21 protein-coding genes are annotated in these 17081 nt (G+C 73.5%); 10 read left to right on the top strand and 11 right to left on the bottom strand.

The annotated features are described in order from the left end of the window. The first annotated feature begins 40 nt into the window (after positions 1-40). The 5 genes from ACERZO_RS14210 (at position 41) to ACERZO_RS14190 (ending at position 4102) form a co-directional block, all read left to right on the top strand. Positions 41-1084, top strand: coding sequence for a TetR/AcrR family transcriptional regulator (locus ACERZO_RS14210; protein WP_372665093.1), 1044 nt, complete (start codon positions 41-43; stop codon positions 1082-1084). Positions 1085-1253: 169 nt separating this feature from the next. Further along, positions 1254-2528 (top strand): RNA polymerase sigma factor, encoded by a 1275-nt coding sequence (locus tag ACERZO_RS14205; RefSeq protein ID WP_372665092.1) that lies wholly within the window; start codon positions 1254-1256, stop codon positions 2526-2528. Further along, the gene (locus tag ACERZO_RS14200; RefSeq protein WP_372665091.1) at positions 2525-3283 is read left to right on the top strand and encodes an alpha/beta fold hydrolase; all 759 of its coding nucleotides are present in this window, start codon (positions 2525-2527) and stop codon (positions 3281-3283) included. The genes ACERZO_RS14205 and ACERZO_RS14200 overlap by 4 nt, the downstream gene beginning before the upstream one ends. A gap of 1 nt (position 3284) precedes the next feature. Further along, positions 3285-3617, top strand: coding sequence for a YciI family protein (locus ACERZO_RS14195; protein WP_372665090.1), 333 nt, complete (start codon positions 3285-3287; stop codon positions 3615-3617). Next, a complete protein-coding gene (locus tag ACERZO_RS14190; protein WP_372665089.1) occupies positions 3617-4102 on the top strand; it encodes an AraC family transcriptional regulator in 486 nt (161 codons plus the stop codon). The genes ACERZO_RS14195 and ACERZO_RS14190 overlap by 1 nt, the downstream gene beginning before the upstream one ends. Here ACERZO_RS14190 and ACERZO_RS14185 read toward each other — a convergent pair whose 3' ends face one another. Further along, positions 4103-4552 (bottom strand): anthrone oxygenase family protein, encoded by a 450-nt coding sequence (locus ACERZO_RS14185; protein WP_372665088.1) that lies wholly within the window; start codon positions 4550-4552, stop codon positions 4103-4105. Positions 4553-4569: 17 nt separating this feature from the next. Further along, a complete protein-coding gene (locus ACERZO_RS14180) occupies positions 4570-5391 on the bottom strand; it encodes an NmrA family transcriptional regulator (RefSeq protein ID WP_372665087.1) in 822 nt (273 codons plus the stop codon). Positions 5392-5472: 81 nt separating this feature from the next. Between ACERZO_RS14180 and ACERZO_RS14175 the strand changes: the two genes are divergently transcribed. Continuing rightward, positions 5473-6399 (top strand): AraC family transcriptional regulator, encoded by a 927-nt coding sequence (locus ACERZO_RS14175; RefSeq protein WP_372665086.1) that lies wholly within the window; start codon positions 5473-5475, stop codon positions 6397-6399. Here ACERZO_RS14175 and ACERZO_RS14170 read toward each other — a convergent pair. From ACERZO_RS14170 to ACERZO_RS14155, 4 genes are read right to left on the bottom strand one after another with little or no spacing between them, the layout of a single operon-like run. Next, complete coding sequence (locus ACERZO_RS14170; RefSeq protein ID WP_372665085.1) at positions 6371-6775, bottom strand: YybH family protein; 405 nt, start codon at positions 6773-6775, stop codon at positions 6371-6373. The genes ACERZO_RS14175 and ACERZO_RS14170 overlap by 29 nt on opposite strands. Continuing rightward, a complete protein-coding gene (locus ACERZO_RS14165) occupies positions 6772-7203 on the bottom strand; it encodes an SRPBCC family protein (protein ID WP_372665084.1) in 432 nt (143 codons plus the stop codon). Before ACERZO_RS14165 ends, ACERZO_RS14170 begins: the two co-directional genes overlap by 4 nt. Further along, positions 7200-7544 carry an ArsR/SmtB family transcription factor gene (locus tag ACERZO_RS14160; RefSeq protein WP_372665083.1) on the bottom strand — a complete coding sequence of 115 codons (345 nt, stop codon included), beginning with the start codon at positions 7542-7544 and terminating at the stop codon, positions 7200-7202. Before ACERZO_RS14160 ends, ACERZO_RS14165 begins: the two co-directional genes overlap by 4 nt. A 39-nt stretch (positions 7545-7583) precedes the next feature. Then, positions 7584-8654: a hypothetical protein gene (locus ACERZO_RS14155; RefSeq protein ID WP_372665082.1), complete on the bottom strand. Its 1071-nt coding sequence runs from the start codon at positions 8652-8654 to the stop codon at positions 7584-7586. A 184-nt stretch (positions 8655-8838) separates the two neighbouring features. Between ACERZO_RS14155 and ACERZO_RS14150 the strand changes: the two genes are divergently transcribed. After that, the gene (locus ACERZO_RS14150) at positions 8839-11613 is read left to right on the top strand and encodes a P-loop NTPase fold protein (RefSeq protein WP_372665081.1); all 2775 of its coding nucleotides are present in this window, start codon (positions 8839-8841) and stop codon (positions 11611-11613) included. On the opposite strand, the gene ACERZO_RS14145 is transcribed toward ACERZO_RS14150, so the two are convergent. After that, the gene (locus tag ACERZO_RS14145) at positions 11596-12804 is read right to left on the bottom strand and encodes an RNA polymerase sigma factor (protein ID WP_372665080.1); all 1209 of its coding nucleotides are present in this window, start codon (positions 12802-12804) and stop codon (positions 11596-11598) included. The genes ACERZO_RS14150 and ACERZO_RS14145 overlap by 18 nt on opposite strands. Continuing rightward, a complete protein-coding gene (locus ACERZO_RS14140) occupies positions 12801-13145 on the bottom strand; it encodes a YciI family protein (protein WP_372665079.1) in 345 nt (114 codons plus the stop codon). The genes ACERZO_RS14145 and ACERZO_RS14140 overlap by 4 nt, the downstream gene beginning before the upstream one ends. 91 nt (positions 13146-13236) lie before the next feature. On the opposite strand from ACERZO_RS14140, the gene ACERZO_RS14135 reads away from it, so the two are divergent. Next, the gene (locus ACERZO_RS14135) at positions 13237-14271 is read left to right on the top strand and encodes a site-specific integrase (RefSeq protein ID WP_372665078.1); all 1035 of its coding nucleotides are present in this window, start codon (positions 13237-13239) and stop codon (positions 14269-14271) included. A 1-nt stretch (position 14272) separates the two neighbouring features. Here ACERZO_RS14135 and ACERZO_RS14130 read toward each other — a convergent pair whose 3' ends face one another. Then, positions 14273-14434 carry a hypothetical protein gene (locus ACERZO_RS14130; RefSeq protein ID WP_167379534.1) on the bottom strand — a complete coding sequence of 54 codons (162 nt, stop codon included), beginning with the start codon at positions 14432-14434 and terminating at the stop codon, positions 14273-14275. A 26-nt stretch (positions 14435-14460) separates the two neighbouring features. Here ACERZO_RS14130 and ACERZO_RS14125 point away from each other — a divergent pair, with 26 nt between their 5' ends. Then, positions 14461-14970 carry a CGNR zinc finger domain-containing protein gene (locus ACERZO_RS14125; protein WP_372665077.1) on the top strand — a complete coding sequence of 170 codons (510 nt, stop codon included), beginning with the start codon at positions 14461-14463 and terminating at the stop codon, positions 14968-14970. Here ACERZO_RS14125 and ACERZO_RS14120 read toward each other — a convergent pair. Further along, positions 14960-15613 carry a class I SAM-dependent methyltransferase gene (locus ACERZO_RS14120; RefSeq protein WP_372665076.1) on the bottom strand — a complete coding sequence of 218 codons (654 nt, stop codon included), beginning with the start codon at positions 15611-15613 and terminating at the stop codon, positions 14960-14962. The genes ACERZO_RS14125 and ACERZO_RS14120 overlap by 11 nt on opposite strands. A gap of 90 nt (positions 15614-15703) precedes the next feature. Here ACERZO_RS14120 and ACERZO_RS14115 point away from each other — a divergent pair, with 90 nt between their 5' ends. Next, a complete protein-coding gene (locus ACERZO_RS14115; protein ID WP_372665075.1) occupies positions 15704-16480 on the top strand; it encodes an SGNH/GDSL hydrolase family protein in 777 nt (258 codons plus the stop codon). Here ACERZO_RS14115 and ACERZO_RS14110 read toward each other — a convergent pair. Beyond that, complete coding sequence (locus ACERZO_RS14110; RefSeq protein WP_372665074.1) at positions 16460-17068, bottom strand: TetR/AcrR family transcriptional regulator; 609 nt, start codon at positions 17066-17068, stop codon at positions 16460-16462. The genes ACERZO_RS14115 and ACERZO_RS14110 overlap by 21 nt on opposite strands. Positions 17069-17081 lie beyond the last annotated feature (13 nt).

Below are 17081 nucleotides of genomic sequence, written 5' to 3'. Positions count from 1 at the left end.
TCACGGTATCTTGGCTCGCGACGCCACGGCAAGGAGGACGATGGTCAGGCTCAGCAGGGCGGAAACCCAGGAACGCAATCGCGCGAAGGTCCTCGCCGCCGCCCGCGACGAGTTCGCCCGGCGCGGCTTCCGCGAGGCCAAGATCGACGTCATCGCCGAACGCGCCGAGCTCACCCGCGGCGCGGTCTACTCCAACTTCCCCGGCAAACGGGCCCTGTACTTCGCCGTCCTGGCCGACCTCGCCGAACGCGCACCCCGACCCGCGACCCCGCCGGTGGACCCCACCGCCACCGACGCCCTGGCCGTGTTCGCCCGCGCCTGGGTCGCCCGGCTGCCCCTGGCCACCGACGCCGACAGCGGCGAAGCCCGCCTCGGCCGCGACCTGCTCCCGGAGATCCTCGCCGACGAGCACACCCGCCGGCCGTTCGCGCAGCTCATGCGCGTCAACGCGATCCTGCTCGGGCTCGCGTTGGAACGGCTCCGCCCCGGCCGGCGTCTCGTGCGCGTCGCCGAAGCCGCGCTGACGACGCTGCACGGCGCGAGCCAGCTCGCCGCGGCCGCACCCGGCTTCGGCGAACCGTTCCACATCGTCACCGCCTGCACCGCGCTGCTCGACCTGCACCTCGACGACGACTGGCCGGCGACCCCGCCCATCACCACCCAGGCCCGGCCCGCCGGCGACCCCTGGACCCCGCCGGCCGCGACCGACCTGCTGACCGGCGAGCCGATCCGGCCCGGCGACGGCGTCGTCACCGTCCTCGGCCTGCACCGCGCTGCCGCCTTCGAAGAAGCCGTGCGCGCCGGCGCCGACGTCACCGCCGTGCTCGTCACCAGCGACCCCGGCGAACTCGCGCCCCTGGCCCGCCTCGCCGTCGCCGACCTCCGTGGCTGCCTCGACCAGGCCGTCGAACCCCCGGCCCGGCCCCGGCTGCGGCTGGTCTGCGACGCGACCGGCGAACTCGCCGCGGCCGCCGGGGTCACCGCCGTCAGCGACGCCACCGAAGCGGCCGTACGCGTCGAAAACGGCCGGATCGTCGCCCGTGCCGAGGGTTTCGGCGCCTGCCACGCGGCGGCGGCCGGGTAGGAGGAAGCCGAGAACAGCAGGCCCGGCTCGAGAGGTCTTGAATGAGTCATTCAGGTCTTGGGAGGTCCTGAATGACTCATTCAAGACGCCGGCCGAGCCCAGCCGCGGCGGCTGTCGGTCCCGGCCCCGGTCGTTCGTCGGGAGGGTGACCCGGCGCGAAGGAGGCACGGTGGACGTCGAGACCGCGGTCGCGGAGGCGTTCCGCGAGGAGTGGGGCCAGGTCGTGGCCACGCTCATCCGGATCACCGGCGACTGGGACCTCGCCGAGGAGTGCGCGCAGGACGCGTTCGCCCTCGCCCTGCGCACCTGGCCCCGCGACGGCGTCCCGAAGCGGCCCGGCGCCTGGTTGACCACCGCCGCCCGCAACCGCGCCACCGACCGGCTCCGCCGCGACACCGCCGGCGCCGCCAAGCTGCGGGAGGCCGCCCTCATGCACGTCCCCGACGAGCCAGAACCGGATGACTCCGGCGTCACCGACGACCGGCTCCGGCTGATCTTCACCTGCTGCCACCCCGCGCTGGCCACCGAAGCCCAGGTCGCCCTCGCCCTGCGCGCCCTGGCCGGCCTCTCCACCGCCGAGATCGCCCGCGCGTTCCTCGTCCCGGAAGCCACCATGTCCCAGCGGCTCGTGCGGGTGAAGCGCAAGATCAAGGGCGCCGGGATCCCCTACCGCGTCCCGCCCGCGCACCTGCTGCCCGAACGCACCGCCGCCGTCCTCGGCGTGCTGTACCTGACGTTCAACGAGGGCTACTCCGCCAGCGCCGGACCCGACCTGCTGCGCCCCGACCTCGCCGCCGAAGCCGTCCGCCTCGCCCGCGTCCTGGCCCGGCTGATGCCCGACGAACCCGAGGTCCTCGGCCTGCTCGCGCTGATGCTGCTGCAGCACGCCCGCCGCGCCACTCGCGCCGGGGCCGACGGCCAGCTCGTCCCCCTCGAAGAACAGGACCGCACCCGCTGGGACGCCGGCGAAATCGCCGAAGGGACCCAGCTGCTGGAGACGGCGCTGCGTCGGCGGCAGCCCGGGCCGTATCAGATCCAGGCCGCGATCGCCGCCTGCCACGCCACCGCCGCCCGGCCCGCCGACACCGACTGGGCCCAGATCGCCGGCCTCTACGACGAGCTGCGCAAGTTCGTCCCCAGTGCCGTCGTCGAGCTCAACCGGGCCGTCGCGGTCGGCATGGCCGACGGCCCGCTCGCCGGCCTCGCCCTGCTCGACCAGCTCGACATGCCCGGCTACCACCTGCTGCCCGCCACCCGCGCCGACTTCCTCCGCCGCTTGGGACGGACCGCCGAAGCCGCCGAGTGGTACACGAAAGCCAGGGATCTGGCGCCCACCGAAGCCGAGCGCGCCTACCTGTCGCGAAGAATTTCGGAAGTGCTGTCGGTCCCGGGCACGCCCGTTCGTCGGTCGGGCGAGACCCGACCTCCGGAGGAACGCCCATGACCACCCTCGCCGTCCCCGGCGCCACGCTCACCTACGACGTCACCGGCCGCGGCCCCGTGCTGCTGCTGGTCCCCGGCGGCCCCGCCGACGCCGCCGTGTTCACCGCGATCCGGCCGGTGCTGGCCGAAGACCACACCGTCGTCACGTTCGACCCCCGCGGCCTCGGTCGCAGCCCCCTCGACGGCGAACCCGCGGGAAACACGATCCGCCGGCACGCCGACGACGTGCACCGCCTGCTCACCGAGGTCGGCCCCGCCGACGTGTTCGCCAACAGCGGCGGCGCCATCACGATGCTCGACCACGTCGTCCGGTACCCCGGCGACGTCCGCACGGTCGTCCTGCACGAGCCGCCGATCACCCGCCACGCACCCACCGCGGACGGGCCCGACATCCCCGCGCTGTACCGCGACCACGGCCTCGCCCCGGCCTTCGCCGCGTTCATGGCGCTCCTGGGCATCGACCCCGCACCGCCGCTCGACCCGCGCGCCGAAGGCAACTTCGCCTACTTCTTCGGCCACCTGATGCCCGCCACCGGCGCCTACGACCCCGACCTCGACGCGCTGCGGGCGACGTCCGCGCGGCTCGTCGTCGCCGTCGGCGAGCAGTCGGCCGGGCAGCTCGCCCACGACACCGGCGTCGCGCTGGCCGCCGACCTCGACCTGAAGCCGGAACTGTTCCCGGGCGACCACGGCGGCTTCATGGCCGAACCGGGCGCCTTCGCCGCGCGGCTGCGCGAAGTACTGGAAGGACGCTGAAGTGCGGTACCTGCTCCTGATCGCCGGCGACGAAACCGCCGAAGAACACCAGTACGACGGGTGCGACGGCTGGGGCGAAGACCTCGCCCGCCGCGGCAAGATCCACGGTGGCGGCGGCCTGCGCCCACCGTCGGAAGCCACCACGATCCGCGTCCGCGACGGCGAAGTGCTGCTCACCGACGGCCCCTTCACCGAAGCCAAGGAACAGATCGGCGGCTACGTCGTCCTCGAGTGCGACGACCTCGACGAAGCCCTGGAGATCGCGGCCAAGCACCCCGCCGCGACCTACGGCAGCATCGAGGTCCGGCCCGTCTTCGTCCCGGAGGAACCCTGATGCCGTCCATTGTGGACCGACCGGCCCAGCCCTACGTCGCCGAGCGCGCGACCCTCGGCATCGAGGAGTTCCCGCGCATCGCCGACCGGCTGCCCCCGCTGATCGGCACCCTCGCCGGGCACGGCATCGTCCCGGCCGGCGCGCCGTTCTTCCGCTACCGCGTCCTGCACCCCGGCATGCGGTTCACCGTCGAAGCCGGCGTCCCCATCGCAGGCGGCTTCACCCCCGAGGAGCCGGCGTTCCTCGGCGAGGTCCCGGCCGGGAAGTACGTGCTCGACACCTACGTCGGCGCCCCCGACGGCCTGGCCGCCGCGACCGAAGCGGTCCTGGCCTGGGGCGCCGCCGAGGGCGTCACGTGGGACGTCACCGAAGGCGCGGGCGGCGAGGAGTGGGGTGGCCGCCTGGAAGTGCTGCGCACCAACCCCCTCGAAGTCCCCGACCCCGCCCAGTGGGTCACCGACCTGCTCTTCCGCCTCGCGGACTGATCAGCGCTCGGTGAGCACGGCCGCGACCAGGCAGCCGAAGCCGGCCGTGCTCACCACCGCGCGCAGGACGTTCCAGCGCACCCACACCGCCTCGAAGTTCGCCCGCACCGCCGCGTAGTCGTCACCGCCGGACTCCAGCGCGTTGTTCAGCGGGATGTTCACCACCCCGGTGATCACGATCATCGCCACCAGGCACGCGAACCCGGCGATCACCCACGGCCGCGGCCCCGGGTTCAGGAAGATCGCCACCCCCGCCAGCAGCGGGGCGCCCAGGAACGTGAGCAGGAAGACCGGGTTGACGATCGCGACGTTGATCCCGCGCATCGCCTCGACGAACGTCTTGTCGTCGCCCCGGCCGATTCCCGGCATCACCGAACACGCGTAGGAGTAGAACAACCCGGCGATCAACCCGGCCGCGACCAGCGCGGCCACCAGCACCACAGTGGACATCGGTCTCACCTTCCCCTTCACCGCGCCCAGACCCCGGCCGCCGCCGCGTCCCGCGCGAAGTCTTCGAAGTCCGTCGCCGGCCGCCCCAGCACCCGCTCGACGTCGTGGGTCACCGACTCGTTGCGGCCGTCGAGCACCCGCGCGAACAGCTCGCTCAACGCCCCCGCCTCTTCGGCCGGCACGCCGTACTCGACCGCCGCGGCCGCGTACTCCTCGCCGGAAACCGGAACATAGCGGACATCCCGCCCCGACGCGGCCGCAATAACCGCCGCCGCGTCGGCGAAGCTCAGCAGTTGCGGCCCGGTCAGCTCGTACAGCCGGCCGGTGTGGCCCGGCTCGGTCAGCACCTTCACCGCGACGTCGGCGATGTCGCGGACGTCGACGAACGGCTCGGTCACCGCACCCGCCGGCAACGCGATCTCCCCGCCGCGCACCGCGTCGAGCAGGAAGTGCTCGCTGAAGTTCTGCGCGAACCAGCTGCACCGCAGGACCGTCCAGCCCGTCCCGGCCTCGGCGACGATCCGCTCGCACGCCTCGGCCTCCTCTTCGCCGCGGCCCGAGAGCAGCACCAGGTGCCGGACTCCGCGCGCCACCGCCAGTTCGGCGAACGCGCGGATGTCGGCGGCCGCGCCGGGCACGACCAGGTCGGGGTAGTAGGTCAGGTAGACCGCGCCGACGTCCTCGAGCACCGGTGCCCAGGTTCCGCGATCGCTCCAGTCGAACGGCGGCGCCCCGCGCCGCGACGTGATCCGCACGCCCACGCCGCGCTCCCGCAGCCGGTCCGCCACACGGCGGCCGGTCTTGCCGGTGCCGCCCACCACCAGGAAGTTCGTTGTCATGGCAGTGAGTCAACCGGGTCGCGGTGAGACTCTCCATGGTTCACAAGCTCGATCGCATGTTCCAGCGTCTACACTGAGCCCATGGATCCGCTCGCCGCGCTCCTTGACGGCCCCCGCGCCCACGGCGCGTTCCTGCTGCGCTCGGTGCTGACCCCGCCGTGGTCGCTGCGCATCGAAGACCGGGCACCGCTGACCGTGGTGTCGGTCGTGCGCGGCGAGGCGTGGATCGTCCCGGACGCCGGCGAGCCCGTCCTGCTGGGCGAAGGCGACGTCGCGATCGCCCGCGGCCCCGATCCGTACCTGGTCGCCGACCACCCGGCGACACCGCCGCAGGCGCTGATCCTGCCCGGCCAGGAGTGCCGCACCCCCGACGGCGGCCACCTCACCGACTACGCCGACCTGGGCGTCCGCACCTGGGGCACCGGCGGCCCGGTCGTGCTGCTCACCGGCACCTACGGGATGGAAGGGGAGATCAGCAAGAAGCTCCTCGCGGCGTTGCCGGCCCTGATCGTCCTGCGGGCGGCGGACTGGCCGACGCCACTGGTCGCGTTGCTGGCCGGCGAGATCGGCCGGGACGTGCCCGGGCAGGAAGCCGTCCTCGACCGGCTGCTCGACGTGCTGCTGATCGCGGCACTGCGGGCGTGGTTCGACCGGCCCGACACGAGCGCGCCCGCCTGGTACCGCGCCCACGACGACCCGGTCGTCGGGCAGGCGCTGCGGCTGCTGCAGCACCAGCCGGCCGAGCCGTGGACGGTCGCGAAGCTCGCCGCGAACACCGGCGTCTCCCGGGCCGCGCTGGCCCGCCGCTTCGCCGCGACGGTCGGGGAGACCCCGATGGCCTACCTGACCGGCTGGCGGCTGGCGTTGGCGGCGGATCTGCTGCGCCAGCACCCGGAGTCGACGATCGCGGCGGTCGCCCGCCAGGTGGGCTACGGCAGCGCGTTCGCGCTGAGCGCGGCGTTCAAGCGCGAGTTCGGCGTCAGCCCGCAGGGGTACCGGACGGCGTGAGCGGCACGGAACTGTGCTCGTGCACGATCTTCCAGCCGTCGGCATCGCGGCGGAACCCGAGGGTGGCGCGCACCGCCATGTCCACGTCGGTGCCGTCGGTCAGGGTGCCGCGGACCTGGAACACGTAGTGCGCGAACCCGACGTCGCCGTCGGCGACCACCTCGAGATCGCGGATCCGCAGGTCGATCGAGGTCCGGTAGCCGCCGAACCACTCCCGCAGCCGGTTCCGTTCGACGTCCTGGCCGGTGTCGCGCAGCGGACCGAGCGCGTCGAACAGCGTGACGTCCTCGGCGTACTGCGCCACCAGCGTCTCGACGTCCTTCGCCGCCACCGCCGCGACCCGCGATTCGACGAGCGCGGTGAGGGCCACGGTCATCGGAGGGCCTCGCCCAGCCGGTCGAGCCAGTCGCCCGTGCCCTGCTCGCGCCACGCCGGTTCTTCGGCGCCGTCGAGGAACGTCCCCTGCTCGGTCAGGACCAGCCGGGTGCCCTTGCCTTCGGCGGCGAACTCGACCGTGGTGATCGAGACCGTCGCCAGCGTCTTGCCGCCGCTGAGCGTCGTGGAGTAGACGATGCGCTGTTCCGGCACGATGTCGTGGTAGGCCGAGACGACGGACAACGCCGTGCCGTCCGGGCCCGTGGCGTCGACGGTTTCGCGGCCGCCGACGCGGAAGTCCAGCTCGTGCGTTCCGTCGGGGACGAACCAGCGGCCCTTCGCGGCCGGGTCCGCCCACGCGGCGAACACGCGCGACGGCGGGACGGGGTAGCTGCGTTCCAGCGTGAAGGTGGCGTGCGTGACGGTCATGTCGTGCTCCCTTCGGAGGTGCCGGGCGGCTCGGCGAGGAAGTCGCCGAGCCGGTCGAGCCTGCTCTCCCACGCCGTGCGCTGACGCCCCAGCCAGTGCTCGCCGGCGCGCAGCACCTCCGGCTCGATCCGGCAGGTCCGGACGCGGCCGGCCTTCTCCGACCGCACGATCCCGGCGGCTTCGAGCACCTGCAGGTGCTGCACCACGGCGGCGAGCGACATGGTCAGCGGCTCGGCGAGCTCGCTGACCGACGCCGGTCCGCGCACGAGCCGCTCCACCAGCGCCCGCCGCGTCCGGTCACCCAGGGCGCGGAACAGCAGGTCCAGCTCATGGTCAAGCATGTACTTAAGTATGCTCGTCGCGCTCAAATAGTCAAGTAACTACTTAAGCATTGCCGTGACGTCGTCGGGCAGCTCCAGCCCCGGCGTCTCCCGCAAGACCGTCAACACCCTGGTCAGCGCCCGTTCCGCAGTGTCGGCCCGGACGGCGCCGGCGCGCAGTTCGGCACCGAGGTTCGTGGTGGTCTCGTGCATGGACCGGACGGTCTGCTCGTGTGCCGCCTGCAGTTCGGCCAGGCGCTCGTCGAAGCGGGCACGCAGGCGGTCGGCGTCCATCCGCGCCTGCTCCTGGGCGGCTTGGTGGGCAGTAGCTGCCTTGCTCAGCTGTTCGTGCGCCGCGTCGAGCCGCGCGGTGGCGGCGTCGGCTCGCGATTCCGCCGCGTCGAGCCGGACCGCCGTCGAGTCGGCGCGGCTCTCCGCGGCCTGGCTGCGTCCGCGTTCCTCGTCGAGGGCCGCGCGGGTGGTCGCGAGTTCGGCGGTCAGCGTCGCGATCGTGCCGGCGCGCTCACCGGCGAGGGCGACAGAGGCGTCGGCTCGCTCGGCGACCCGGGCCAGCTCGTCCCGCACGGCGGCCAGCTGCCCCTCGGCGCGCTGCTGTTCGTGGAGCGCCTCGCGCTGGGCGCCGCGAGCCGCGTCCCGCTCCCGGATCGCCGCGGCCTTCTCCTTCTTGGCCGCCGCAGCGGTGGCGGAGGCCTCCTGGGCGATCTCGCGGGCTTGCGTGGCGTCGGCTTCGGCAAGTCCGCGCTGACGGCGGTGCTCGTCGGCCTCGGCCAAGGCGGCGTCGCGTTCGGCGAGGGCGGCCGCGGTGGTGGCTTCCAGCTGGTGGCGCAGGGTCGTGAGCGTCTCGACGAGGCCGCGTGCGGGTTCGAGCACGCGGTCGACCTGCCCGGCGAGCGCGGTGACGGCGGTGTCGTCCAGCTCGGTGTCGCTTTCCCGCAGCGACTCGGCGTCGGACAGGACCGCCTCGGCGTCCCGGCAGGAGAGGTTCCGCCGGCCCCAGGTCTTGCCGTCCTGACAGAACCGCGCTCGGCTCCCCCGCCCCACCGCCGGCGGCAGCGGCGCCCCGCAGCGCCGGTACTCGCAAATCCGCGGCTGACCTGCCTCTTCCGTCATGATCGCCACCCTATCAAACCTTCTAATCAGAATGAAAAGCAACTGTTCAAAATCAAAAGAGAGCTGAACGACCATCTGAGTTCGGATAAGGTCACATATCCGAACTCAGACGAGCCGATCGAGCGGAAGGGGGATCTGGTAGTAACGGAGGCCTGTTCTCGACGAGTCAGGAGCCGGTGAGCGCATGGAGATCGGCGACAACGACGACTATGTGGTCTCGCTCCAGACGATCGACGGCGTCTCCTACGCCGCCGCGTGGACCGTGCGACCGTGGGATCTTCCGGTCGACGCGCTGGCGATCTCCGTGGGCGCCACCTACGGCGGCGTCGGCGACGCGATGCAGGAGCAGTTCCCCGGGGCCGGCTGGCGCCGGGTCGACCTCGGCTCGATCACGCCAGCCGAGCCCCGCGTCCTGAACCTGGGCACGCACACCGGCGGCAGGCGGCTGCGGTTCGCCGTCCTCGCCACACCCCACGACAAGGAGAGCGGCAACGACCCGACTCCGGCCGCGATCACGACCGCGACGACCGCGGCCATCACCACCGCCGCCGGCCTCGGCGCGACGGCCATCGCCTTGCCGCTGTTCGCCACCGGACGGCTCGGGGTGCAGGCGTCCGTGGCCGCGCGCGCGGCCATCCGCGGCGCGCTCGCCGTGAAGTCCGGCATCCGCGAGGTCGTCTTCTTCTCCGACTACTCCCCCACCTTCGACGCGATCCGGAAGCAGTGGGCCGCCGATGTCCCCGGCTCCGCTGCCTTTCCCCCTCCGGGAACCACCGCGCCCGAGCCGGCCCCGCGCCCCCGCGTTCCGGTGTTCTCCGACAGCCAGCTCGCCGGCGGGGTCGCCCGGGACCTGGTCGACCCGAACGAGAGCATCGCGCTGACCGAGGACCACCTCGGCGTAACCCCGTACGTCTCCATGCTGGCCACCGTCATCGCCGCCGAGGACACGCCGCTGCCGTTGTCGATCGGCGTCTTCGGCGAGTGGGGCTCGGGCAAGAGCTTCTTCATGGGCATGCTGCGCGGCCAGGTCAAGGCCCTGGAGGGCACGCCGGGCCACTGCGCGAAGATCGCCCAGGTCGGGTTCAACGCCTGGCACTACGCCGACGCGAACCTGTGGGCCAGCCTCGGTGACGAGATCTTCCGCCAGCTCGCCGAGCCCGCCCGGCTCCGCGGTGAGCCGGACGCCGAGCACCAGGCCCGGCTCCGCGAAGGGGCCCGGTTGCGCGAGCAGCTCGCCGCCGAGCTGGAACAGCGCAAGCAGCTGACCGCGGTGACCGAGCGCGCCCAGGCCGAGGCCGCCGCGCTGAAACGCCGGATCGGCGACGCCGAACGCGATCGCAAGGTGCGGGCCGGCGACCTGCTGCGCGCCCTGCGGAAGTCACGCGCCTTCCACGAGCAGTACGACGGGCTGTGGCGCAAGCTCGGCGTCGGCGACCTGGCCGATCAGGGCCGCCTGCTGGCCGACGAGATGCGCGGCGCGCACGGCGAGGCCGAGGCGCTGGGCCGGATCGCGCGCTACCGGCACGGCCGGGCCGCACTCGTCACCGCCGCGGTGGTGCTGCTGGCGGGCGTGGCGGTGACGGCCTTCGTACCGGACGTGAAGGCGTGGCTGGCCGGGGTGGGCGTCGTGTTCGGTGGCTTGGCCGCGGCCGGGCTCACGCTGGTGGGTGCCGCCCGCGCCGGGCTGCGCCGCCTGCGGGTGCTCGCCGAGGACCTGCGCGGCGGGCTGGACGAAGGCGCCCAGCAGGAGCTGCTCGCGCTGCGCAAGGCCGACGCCGACCAGGAGATCGCCGAACAGCAGCTGGCGGAGGTCGTCACCCGGATCGGGGAGCTGGGCCGGCAGCTCACCGAGCTGACTCCGGGACGGCGGCTGTACGCGTTCTTGGCCGAACGGTCCCGAGGCGAGGACTACCGGGGCAACCTCGGTCTGATCTCCACCATCCGCAAGGACTTCGAGAAGCTCGTCGCGCTGATGACGGCACCGGTGGCCGACGGCGAGGACGGCGCCCGTCCGCTGGACCGGATCGTGCTCTACATCGACGACCTCGACCGGTGCAGCCCGCAGCAGGTCGTCGACGTGCTGCAGGCGGTGCACCTGCTGCTCGCGTTCGACCTGTTCGTCGTGGTCGTCGGGGTCGACCCGCGGTGGCTGCTGCGCTCGCTCAGCACGCACTACGACCGGCTGATCGAAGCCGACGCCGTCGTGCGCGCGGACGGCTGGCACGTGACGCCCGAGGACTACCTGGAGAAGATCCTCAACATCCCGCTGGTGCTGCCGCGGATGCCGGCGGGCAGCCTGCAGCGGCTGCTGTGGTCGATGGCCGAAACCCCGGCCGCCGCCGACGCCGGTCAGCGACGGGAGACTGAGCCCGCGCACGACGCCGGGACCGGCGTCGTGGCCCCGACGGGTGCGCCGGTCATGCCGGTCGAGCCCGGCTCGCAGGTGGCCGCGCAGCTGGATCCGGGGCGGCCGGTCGAGATCCCGCGGCCGCTGACCGATCCGGAGATCGCGTTGCTGTCCCGGCTGGACCGGCTGGTCGACACACCCCGGGACGCCAAGCGCCTGATCAACCTCTACCGCATGCTGCGGGCCACGCGCGATCTCTCCGACGCCTCGACGTTCCTCGGCGGCGAATACGAGGCCGTCGTCGTGCTGCTGGGTACGTGCACCGCGCACGGCCGCCTGCTCGGCCGGTTCGCCGATGCGCTGCTGCGGGCCGCGCCGGAGACTCCGTGGAACGCCTTCGTCGAACGGCTGCGGCCGGTGGAGCGGGACGAGCACTGGGTGAGCGAGGCCGTCGGCCGGATCGCCGCGGACGAGGCGGCGCAGTGGGAGCACCTCCACGCCAGCCTGGCCGAGCTCACGGCGGCGGTGACGCTGCCCGACGTCCGCGTCTTCCAGACGTGGGTGCCCCGGGTCCGCCGGTTCTCCTACGTGCTCTCACCCGGGATCCGCTGAGGCGCGCTTCCGTTCCAGCAGGGCCTTCTCGGCGGAGTTGCGGGTGAGATCGATGGCCGCGGTGTAGGCCGCCGTCGCTTCCGCGTTCCGGCCCAGCCGTGCCAGGAGGTCCGCCCGGATCGCGTGGAACAGCGGGAAGCGCGGCAACTCCAGCTCGTCGACCAGGGCCAACGCGTCGGCGGGACCGTCGACCTCGGCGACCGCCACCGCGCGGTTCAACGCCACCACCGGCGTCGGCGTGAACGCGATGAGCTGGTCGTACAACGCCTTGACCTGGGACCAGTCCGTCGGCGCGTCGCTGTGGACGGCCTGGATCGCCGCCTGGACCTGGTACGGGCCCGGCTGGTTGCGGCGCAGGCAGCGGCGGACGATCTCCTGGCCCTCGGCGATCAGGTCCGCGTCCCAGCGGGACCGGTCCTGGTCGGCCAGCAGCACCACTTCGCCGGACGCGGTCGTGCGGGTCGCGCGGCGGGCGTCGATCAGCAGCATCAGCGCGAGCAGGCCCCAGACCTCGGGCTCGTCGGGCATCAGGCCGGCCAGGACGCGGGTGAGGCGGATCGCCTCGCGGCACAGGTCGTCGCGGACCAGGTCCGCTCCCGCGCTCGCGGTGTAGCCCTCGTTGAAGATCAGGTACAGCACGGCCAGCACCGCCGACAGCCGCGCGGGCAGGTCGGCGTCCTGCGGGACGCGGTACGGGATGCCGGCGTCGCGGATCTTGTTCTTCGCGCGGACGATCCGCTGGGCCATCGTGGGTTCGGCGACCAGGAACGCGCCGGCGATCTCGGCGGTGGTCAGGCCGCCGAGCAGCCGCAGGGTCAGCGCGACCTGGGTGGGGCGGGCGAGGGCGGGGTGGCAGCAGGTGAAGATCAGCCGGAGCCGTTCGTCGGGCACGGCGCCCTCCTCCACGGGCTCGGCGGTGTCGTTCGAAAGAGTGGCGTGCAGCAACGCCGCTTGGGCGTGCTTGTCCGCGCCGGCGGCCTCGCGGCGCAGCCGGTCGATGGCGCGGTGGCGGGCGGTGGTGATGATCCAGCCCGCCGGGCTGGGCGGGACCCCGGCTTCCGGCCACCGCCGGACCGCCTCGGTGAAGGCGTCCTGCACGGCTTCTTCGGCGACGTCGATGCTGCCGAAGACGCGGACCAGCACCGAGACGGCGCGGCCGTACTCCGCGGCGAAGACCTCCTCGACGGTCATCCGGCGAACGGCCGCACCTCGACCGGCAGCGGCGCGACGGCGTCGGCGAGCCGGCTGCCCCAGGCCAGCGCCGCGTCGAGGTCGGGCGCGGTGATGATCGTGAAGCCGCCGAGGTGTTCCTTGCCCTCGGTGAACGGGCCGTCGGTGACGAGGGTGCCGCCGTCGTCCGCGCGCAGCACGGTGGCGGTGGACGGCGGGTGCAACCCACCGGCGAACACCCAGGCCCCGGCGGCCTTGAGGTCGGCGTTGAGGGCGTCGAGCTTCTTCACCACGCCGTCGAGCACGTCCGGGGGCGGGGTCGGCCCGTCGGGCTGGTAGATGCTGAGCAGGTACTGCTTCACGTCGGTTCCTTTCGCTGCCGTCACCGCTGACACGAACGGCGCCCGCCCGGATCGACAGCCTCCGCGAAGAATGATCCCGTAACCTCGGCGCGTGCCCGAGCTCGAACCGGTGACCGCTGCCGCCCTGAGTCCACAGGACCGGCTCGCCCTGCTCGACGAGGCCGCCGCGCGGCACGTCGACGAGCAACGGCCGCCCAACACGCTCAAGGCCTACGCCCAGGACTGGCAGGTCTGGCAGGACTACACCGCCGAGGCCGGGATCCCGCCGCTGTCGGCGTCGATCGGCGCGCTCACCGGGTTCGTCGTGTGGCTCGAACGCGGCCGGACCCTGCGGCCCGGCGAACGGGCCGTGCCCGAAGTACCCGAGCGGGCCGCTCCGGCGGCGCCGTCGACGATCGAACGGCGGCTGACCGGGGCGCTCGCCGGGCTGCGCCACCACAAGGTCGTCGTCGACCCCGAAGCGAGCCGCGCCGCGTGGCGGGCGCTGAAGGGCTACCGGCAGCGGCTGGCCCGCGAAGGCATCCAGCGCGGCCGCGGCAAGGCCACCATGGTCACCCTCACCGACCTGCGGGCGATGTCGCGGGCCTGCCCCGACACCCTGGCCGGAGCTCGCGACCGGGCGATGCTGCTGATCGGGTTCCCGATCGCCGCCCGGTGCTCGGACCTGGCGAACCTGCTGGTCACCGACGTCGAACCGGTCGACGACCGGGGCCTGGCGGTGACCGTGCGGCACGGCAAGAGCACCGGCGCCATGGTGGTCCCGCGGCGCGAGAGCCCCGACACCGACCCGGTGCGGGCGTGGCACGCGTGGCGGTCCGGCGCCGGGATCGCCGAGGGACCCGCGTTCCGCCGGGTCGACCGGCACGGCAACGTCGGCGCGCCGGCGCTGAGCACCACCGGCGTCAACCAGATCCTCACGAGGGCGGGCGTCCGCGCGGGCCTGTCGTACCCGGTGACCGGGCACTCGCTGCGGTCCGGGTTCGCCACCGAGGCGCGCCGGGCCGGGGCCGACGACCTCGCGATCGCCGACCAGGGCCGGTGGGTGCGCGGCAGCCGCGCGCTGTACGAGTACATCCGGCGCGTCGACCAGTGGGACGACAACGCCGCGGGCGTGCTCGACCTGTGAGTCACGGCGTCCGCGTGGCGCCGACGACTTCGCCGTCGAGGCGGGCGAGCCAGCTGCCGCAGACGCAGCGCACGTAGTCGAGCCGGTGGGTGGCGGGCCGGGCCGCGGTCGCCGGCAGTTCGGCGAGCGGCCAGCCGCAGCGGGGGCAACGGTTTCCGTCCATGCCCCCGATCGTGCTGTAATGGCTTTGTGCACTTCAACCCTTACGGCGGGCCGGCCGCGCTCGTGGCCGCCGACCTGGTGAACGCCGGGTCGGCGAGTGAGCTGCTGGCCGGGATGGTCCGCAACGGCATGTCCATCCCCGCGCTGACCGACGACGAGGCGACCCGGATCGCGGCGTGGGCGGGCCGGCTGCGGCCCGTGTTCGCCGCCGAGCCGGCCGACCGCCCGGAGCTGGTCAACGGCCTGCTGGCCGAAGCGGCGTGCCGCCCGTACATCACCACCCACGACGGCAAACCGCCCCATTTGCACTATTCGGCCGAAGACGCCGGACCGGTGGGCCGCGTCCGCGCGTACACCTCGGGTGGCCTCGCGCACCTGGTCTGCGAAGCCCCGGACCGGCTGGGCATCTGCGGCCGCGAGGGGTGCGAAACGGCGTACGTCGACACGTCCCGCAACGGCCGCCGGCGGTTCTGCTCGACCCGCTGCGCGACGCGGGTGCACGTCGCCGACCACCGGGCCCGGCAGGTCAGCGCTTGACGGCCCGCCAGCCCAGGACGGTCGGCGTGGGTGCGCCGCCTTCGGCGAACCGTTCGAAGACCAGGCCCGCGTCGAGGACGGCGTGGAGCAGTTCGGGCAGCGGCCGGTGGGTGGCGCCGACCTTGTCCCGCAGGCCGCGGTCGGTCCAGGACGCGGTCGTCCAGCCGGGCTCCCGGTACCCGGGCCGGAGGACGACGGCCCGCTCGTCGGACCGGTCGGCGAACGCACCGCAGAAGCACGGGTGCACTCCGATGTGGACGAACACCCCGCCGGGCGCCAGCACCCGTGCCACCTCGCGCAGCACCGCCGGGTAGGCGGGCATGTCGGTGTGCACCATGACGGACGCGACCGCGGGCAGCGCTCCGGTGGCGACGGGGAGGGCTTCGCCGTCGCCGCGTACGACGGGCAGCCGTCGTGCCGCGTGACGCAGCATGCCGGCGGAGATGTCGAGGCCGAGCGGCGTCCGGCCGAGCTCCCGGAGCCGGCCGGCGTGGGCGCCGGTGCCGCAGCCCAGCTCGAGACAGAGCCCGGAGCCGGGCCCGAGGAGGTCCCGGAGCACGGGGCCGAGCTCCAGGGGATCCTCGCGCTGTCCGGGCAGGAACGTCGTCTCGTACCAGTCGGCGATCGCGTCGTAGGACGTCATCTTTCCCGTGTACCGGCCGCCGGCGGCGGTGCGCCAGGGATTCCGCCCCGGGCGGAAGGCACGCGGTAGGGGGCCGCTTAAACTAGCGACATGAGCAAGCGCTTAGTGGCCATGGGGGACTCGTTCACCGAAGGCGTCGGGGACGACGACCCCGCCGCCCCGAACGGCGTGCGCGGCTGGGCCGACCGCGTCGCCGAACAGCTCGCCGAACGCGAGCCGGGCTTCCGGTACGCCAACCTCGCCATCCGCGGGAAGCTGCTGCCGCAGATCCTCGGCGAGCAGCTCGAACCGGGGCTCGCCATGGGGCCCGACCTCGTCACCCTCTACGCCGGCGGCAACGACCTGATGCGCCCGAAGGTCGACATCGACGCGCTCATGACCGACTACGAGACCGCCGTCGCACGCATCCGCGCGGCGGGGGCCGAGCTGGTGCTGTTCACCGGGGTCGACGGCGTCGAGGACGCGCTGTTCCGCAAGATGCGCGGGCGGGTCGCGATCTACAACGAGTTCGTCCGCGCCATCGCCACGCGCCACGGCGCGCACCTGGTGGACATGTGGGCGATGCGGCAGCTGCGCGACCGGCGGTTCTGGGCGCCGGACCGCCTGCACCTCAACGCCTACGGCCACACCGAGGTCGCCATCGCGGTCCTGGCCGCCCTGGGCGTCGAGCATCCGCTGACGGGCGCCGAGCTGGGGCCGCGCGAGGTGCTCAGCCCGGCCGCGCGCCGCAGCCAGAACCTGCAGTGGGCCCGGGAACACGCGCTGCCGTGGGTGCGTCGCCGGCTGCGCGGCGAATCCTCCGGGGACACGCTCACCGCGAAGCGCCCGACGCTGGCGCCGGTGGGCTCAGCGCCGCTCCCCCGCTAACGGGCGGAGACCGTCGAAGAGGATCGTCACGGCCCGGTCGCGCAGCCGCGCGTCCGGGCCCGCGTATTCGGCCGCCTTCGCCACGCCGATGATGATCGTGATCAGCTCGCCGGGAACCAGGTCCTCGCGGACCGCGCCCGCGGCCTGGGCCCGGGACAGCAGCACCCCGAGCGCGCCGAGCAGCCGGCCGCCGATCTCGGACTTCGCCTTCGGCACGGTGACCCCGGCGGCGGTGAGCGCTTCGAAGTAGGCGTTCTTCGCGCTGGACATCTCGATCCAGCCGGCGAGGAAGGTGAAGAACGCCGCCCCCGGGTCGGCGGAGTCGGCCGCCACGACGGCTTCGGCCTCGTCGGCGAAGCGGTGCAGCCGAGCGACCAGCACGGCCTCGAGAAGGGCTTCCTTCGTCGGGAAGTGCCGGAACACCGTGCCGATGCCGACGCCGGCGGCGCGGGCGACCTCTTCGGTGGGCGCCCCGGTGCCCTTGGCGGCGAACACGCTCTCGGCCGCTTCCAGCACGCGCGCCCGGTTGCGCCGGGCGTCGGCGCGCAGCGGTTTCGAGTCGGTGGGCTCAGCGGCGGCGGGAGTCACCTCCCGATCGTAC

Source organism: Amycolatopsis kentuckyensis, from assembly GCF_041679295.1.
In the GTDB taxonomy this organism is placed as follows: domain Bacteria; phylum Actinomycetota; class Actinomycetes; order Mycobacteriales; family Pseudonocardiaceae; genus Amycolatopsis; species Amycolatopsis kentuckyensis_A.
This window is presented reverse-complemented; position numbering and strand designations above follow the sequence as displayed.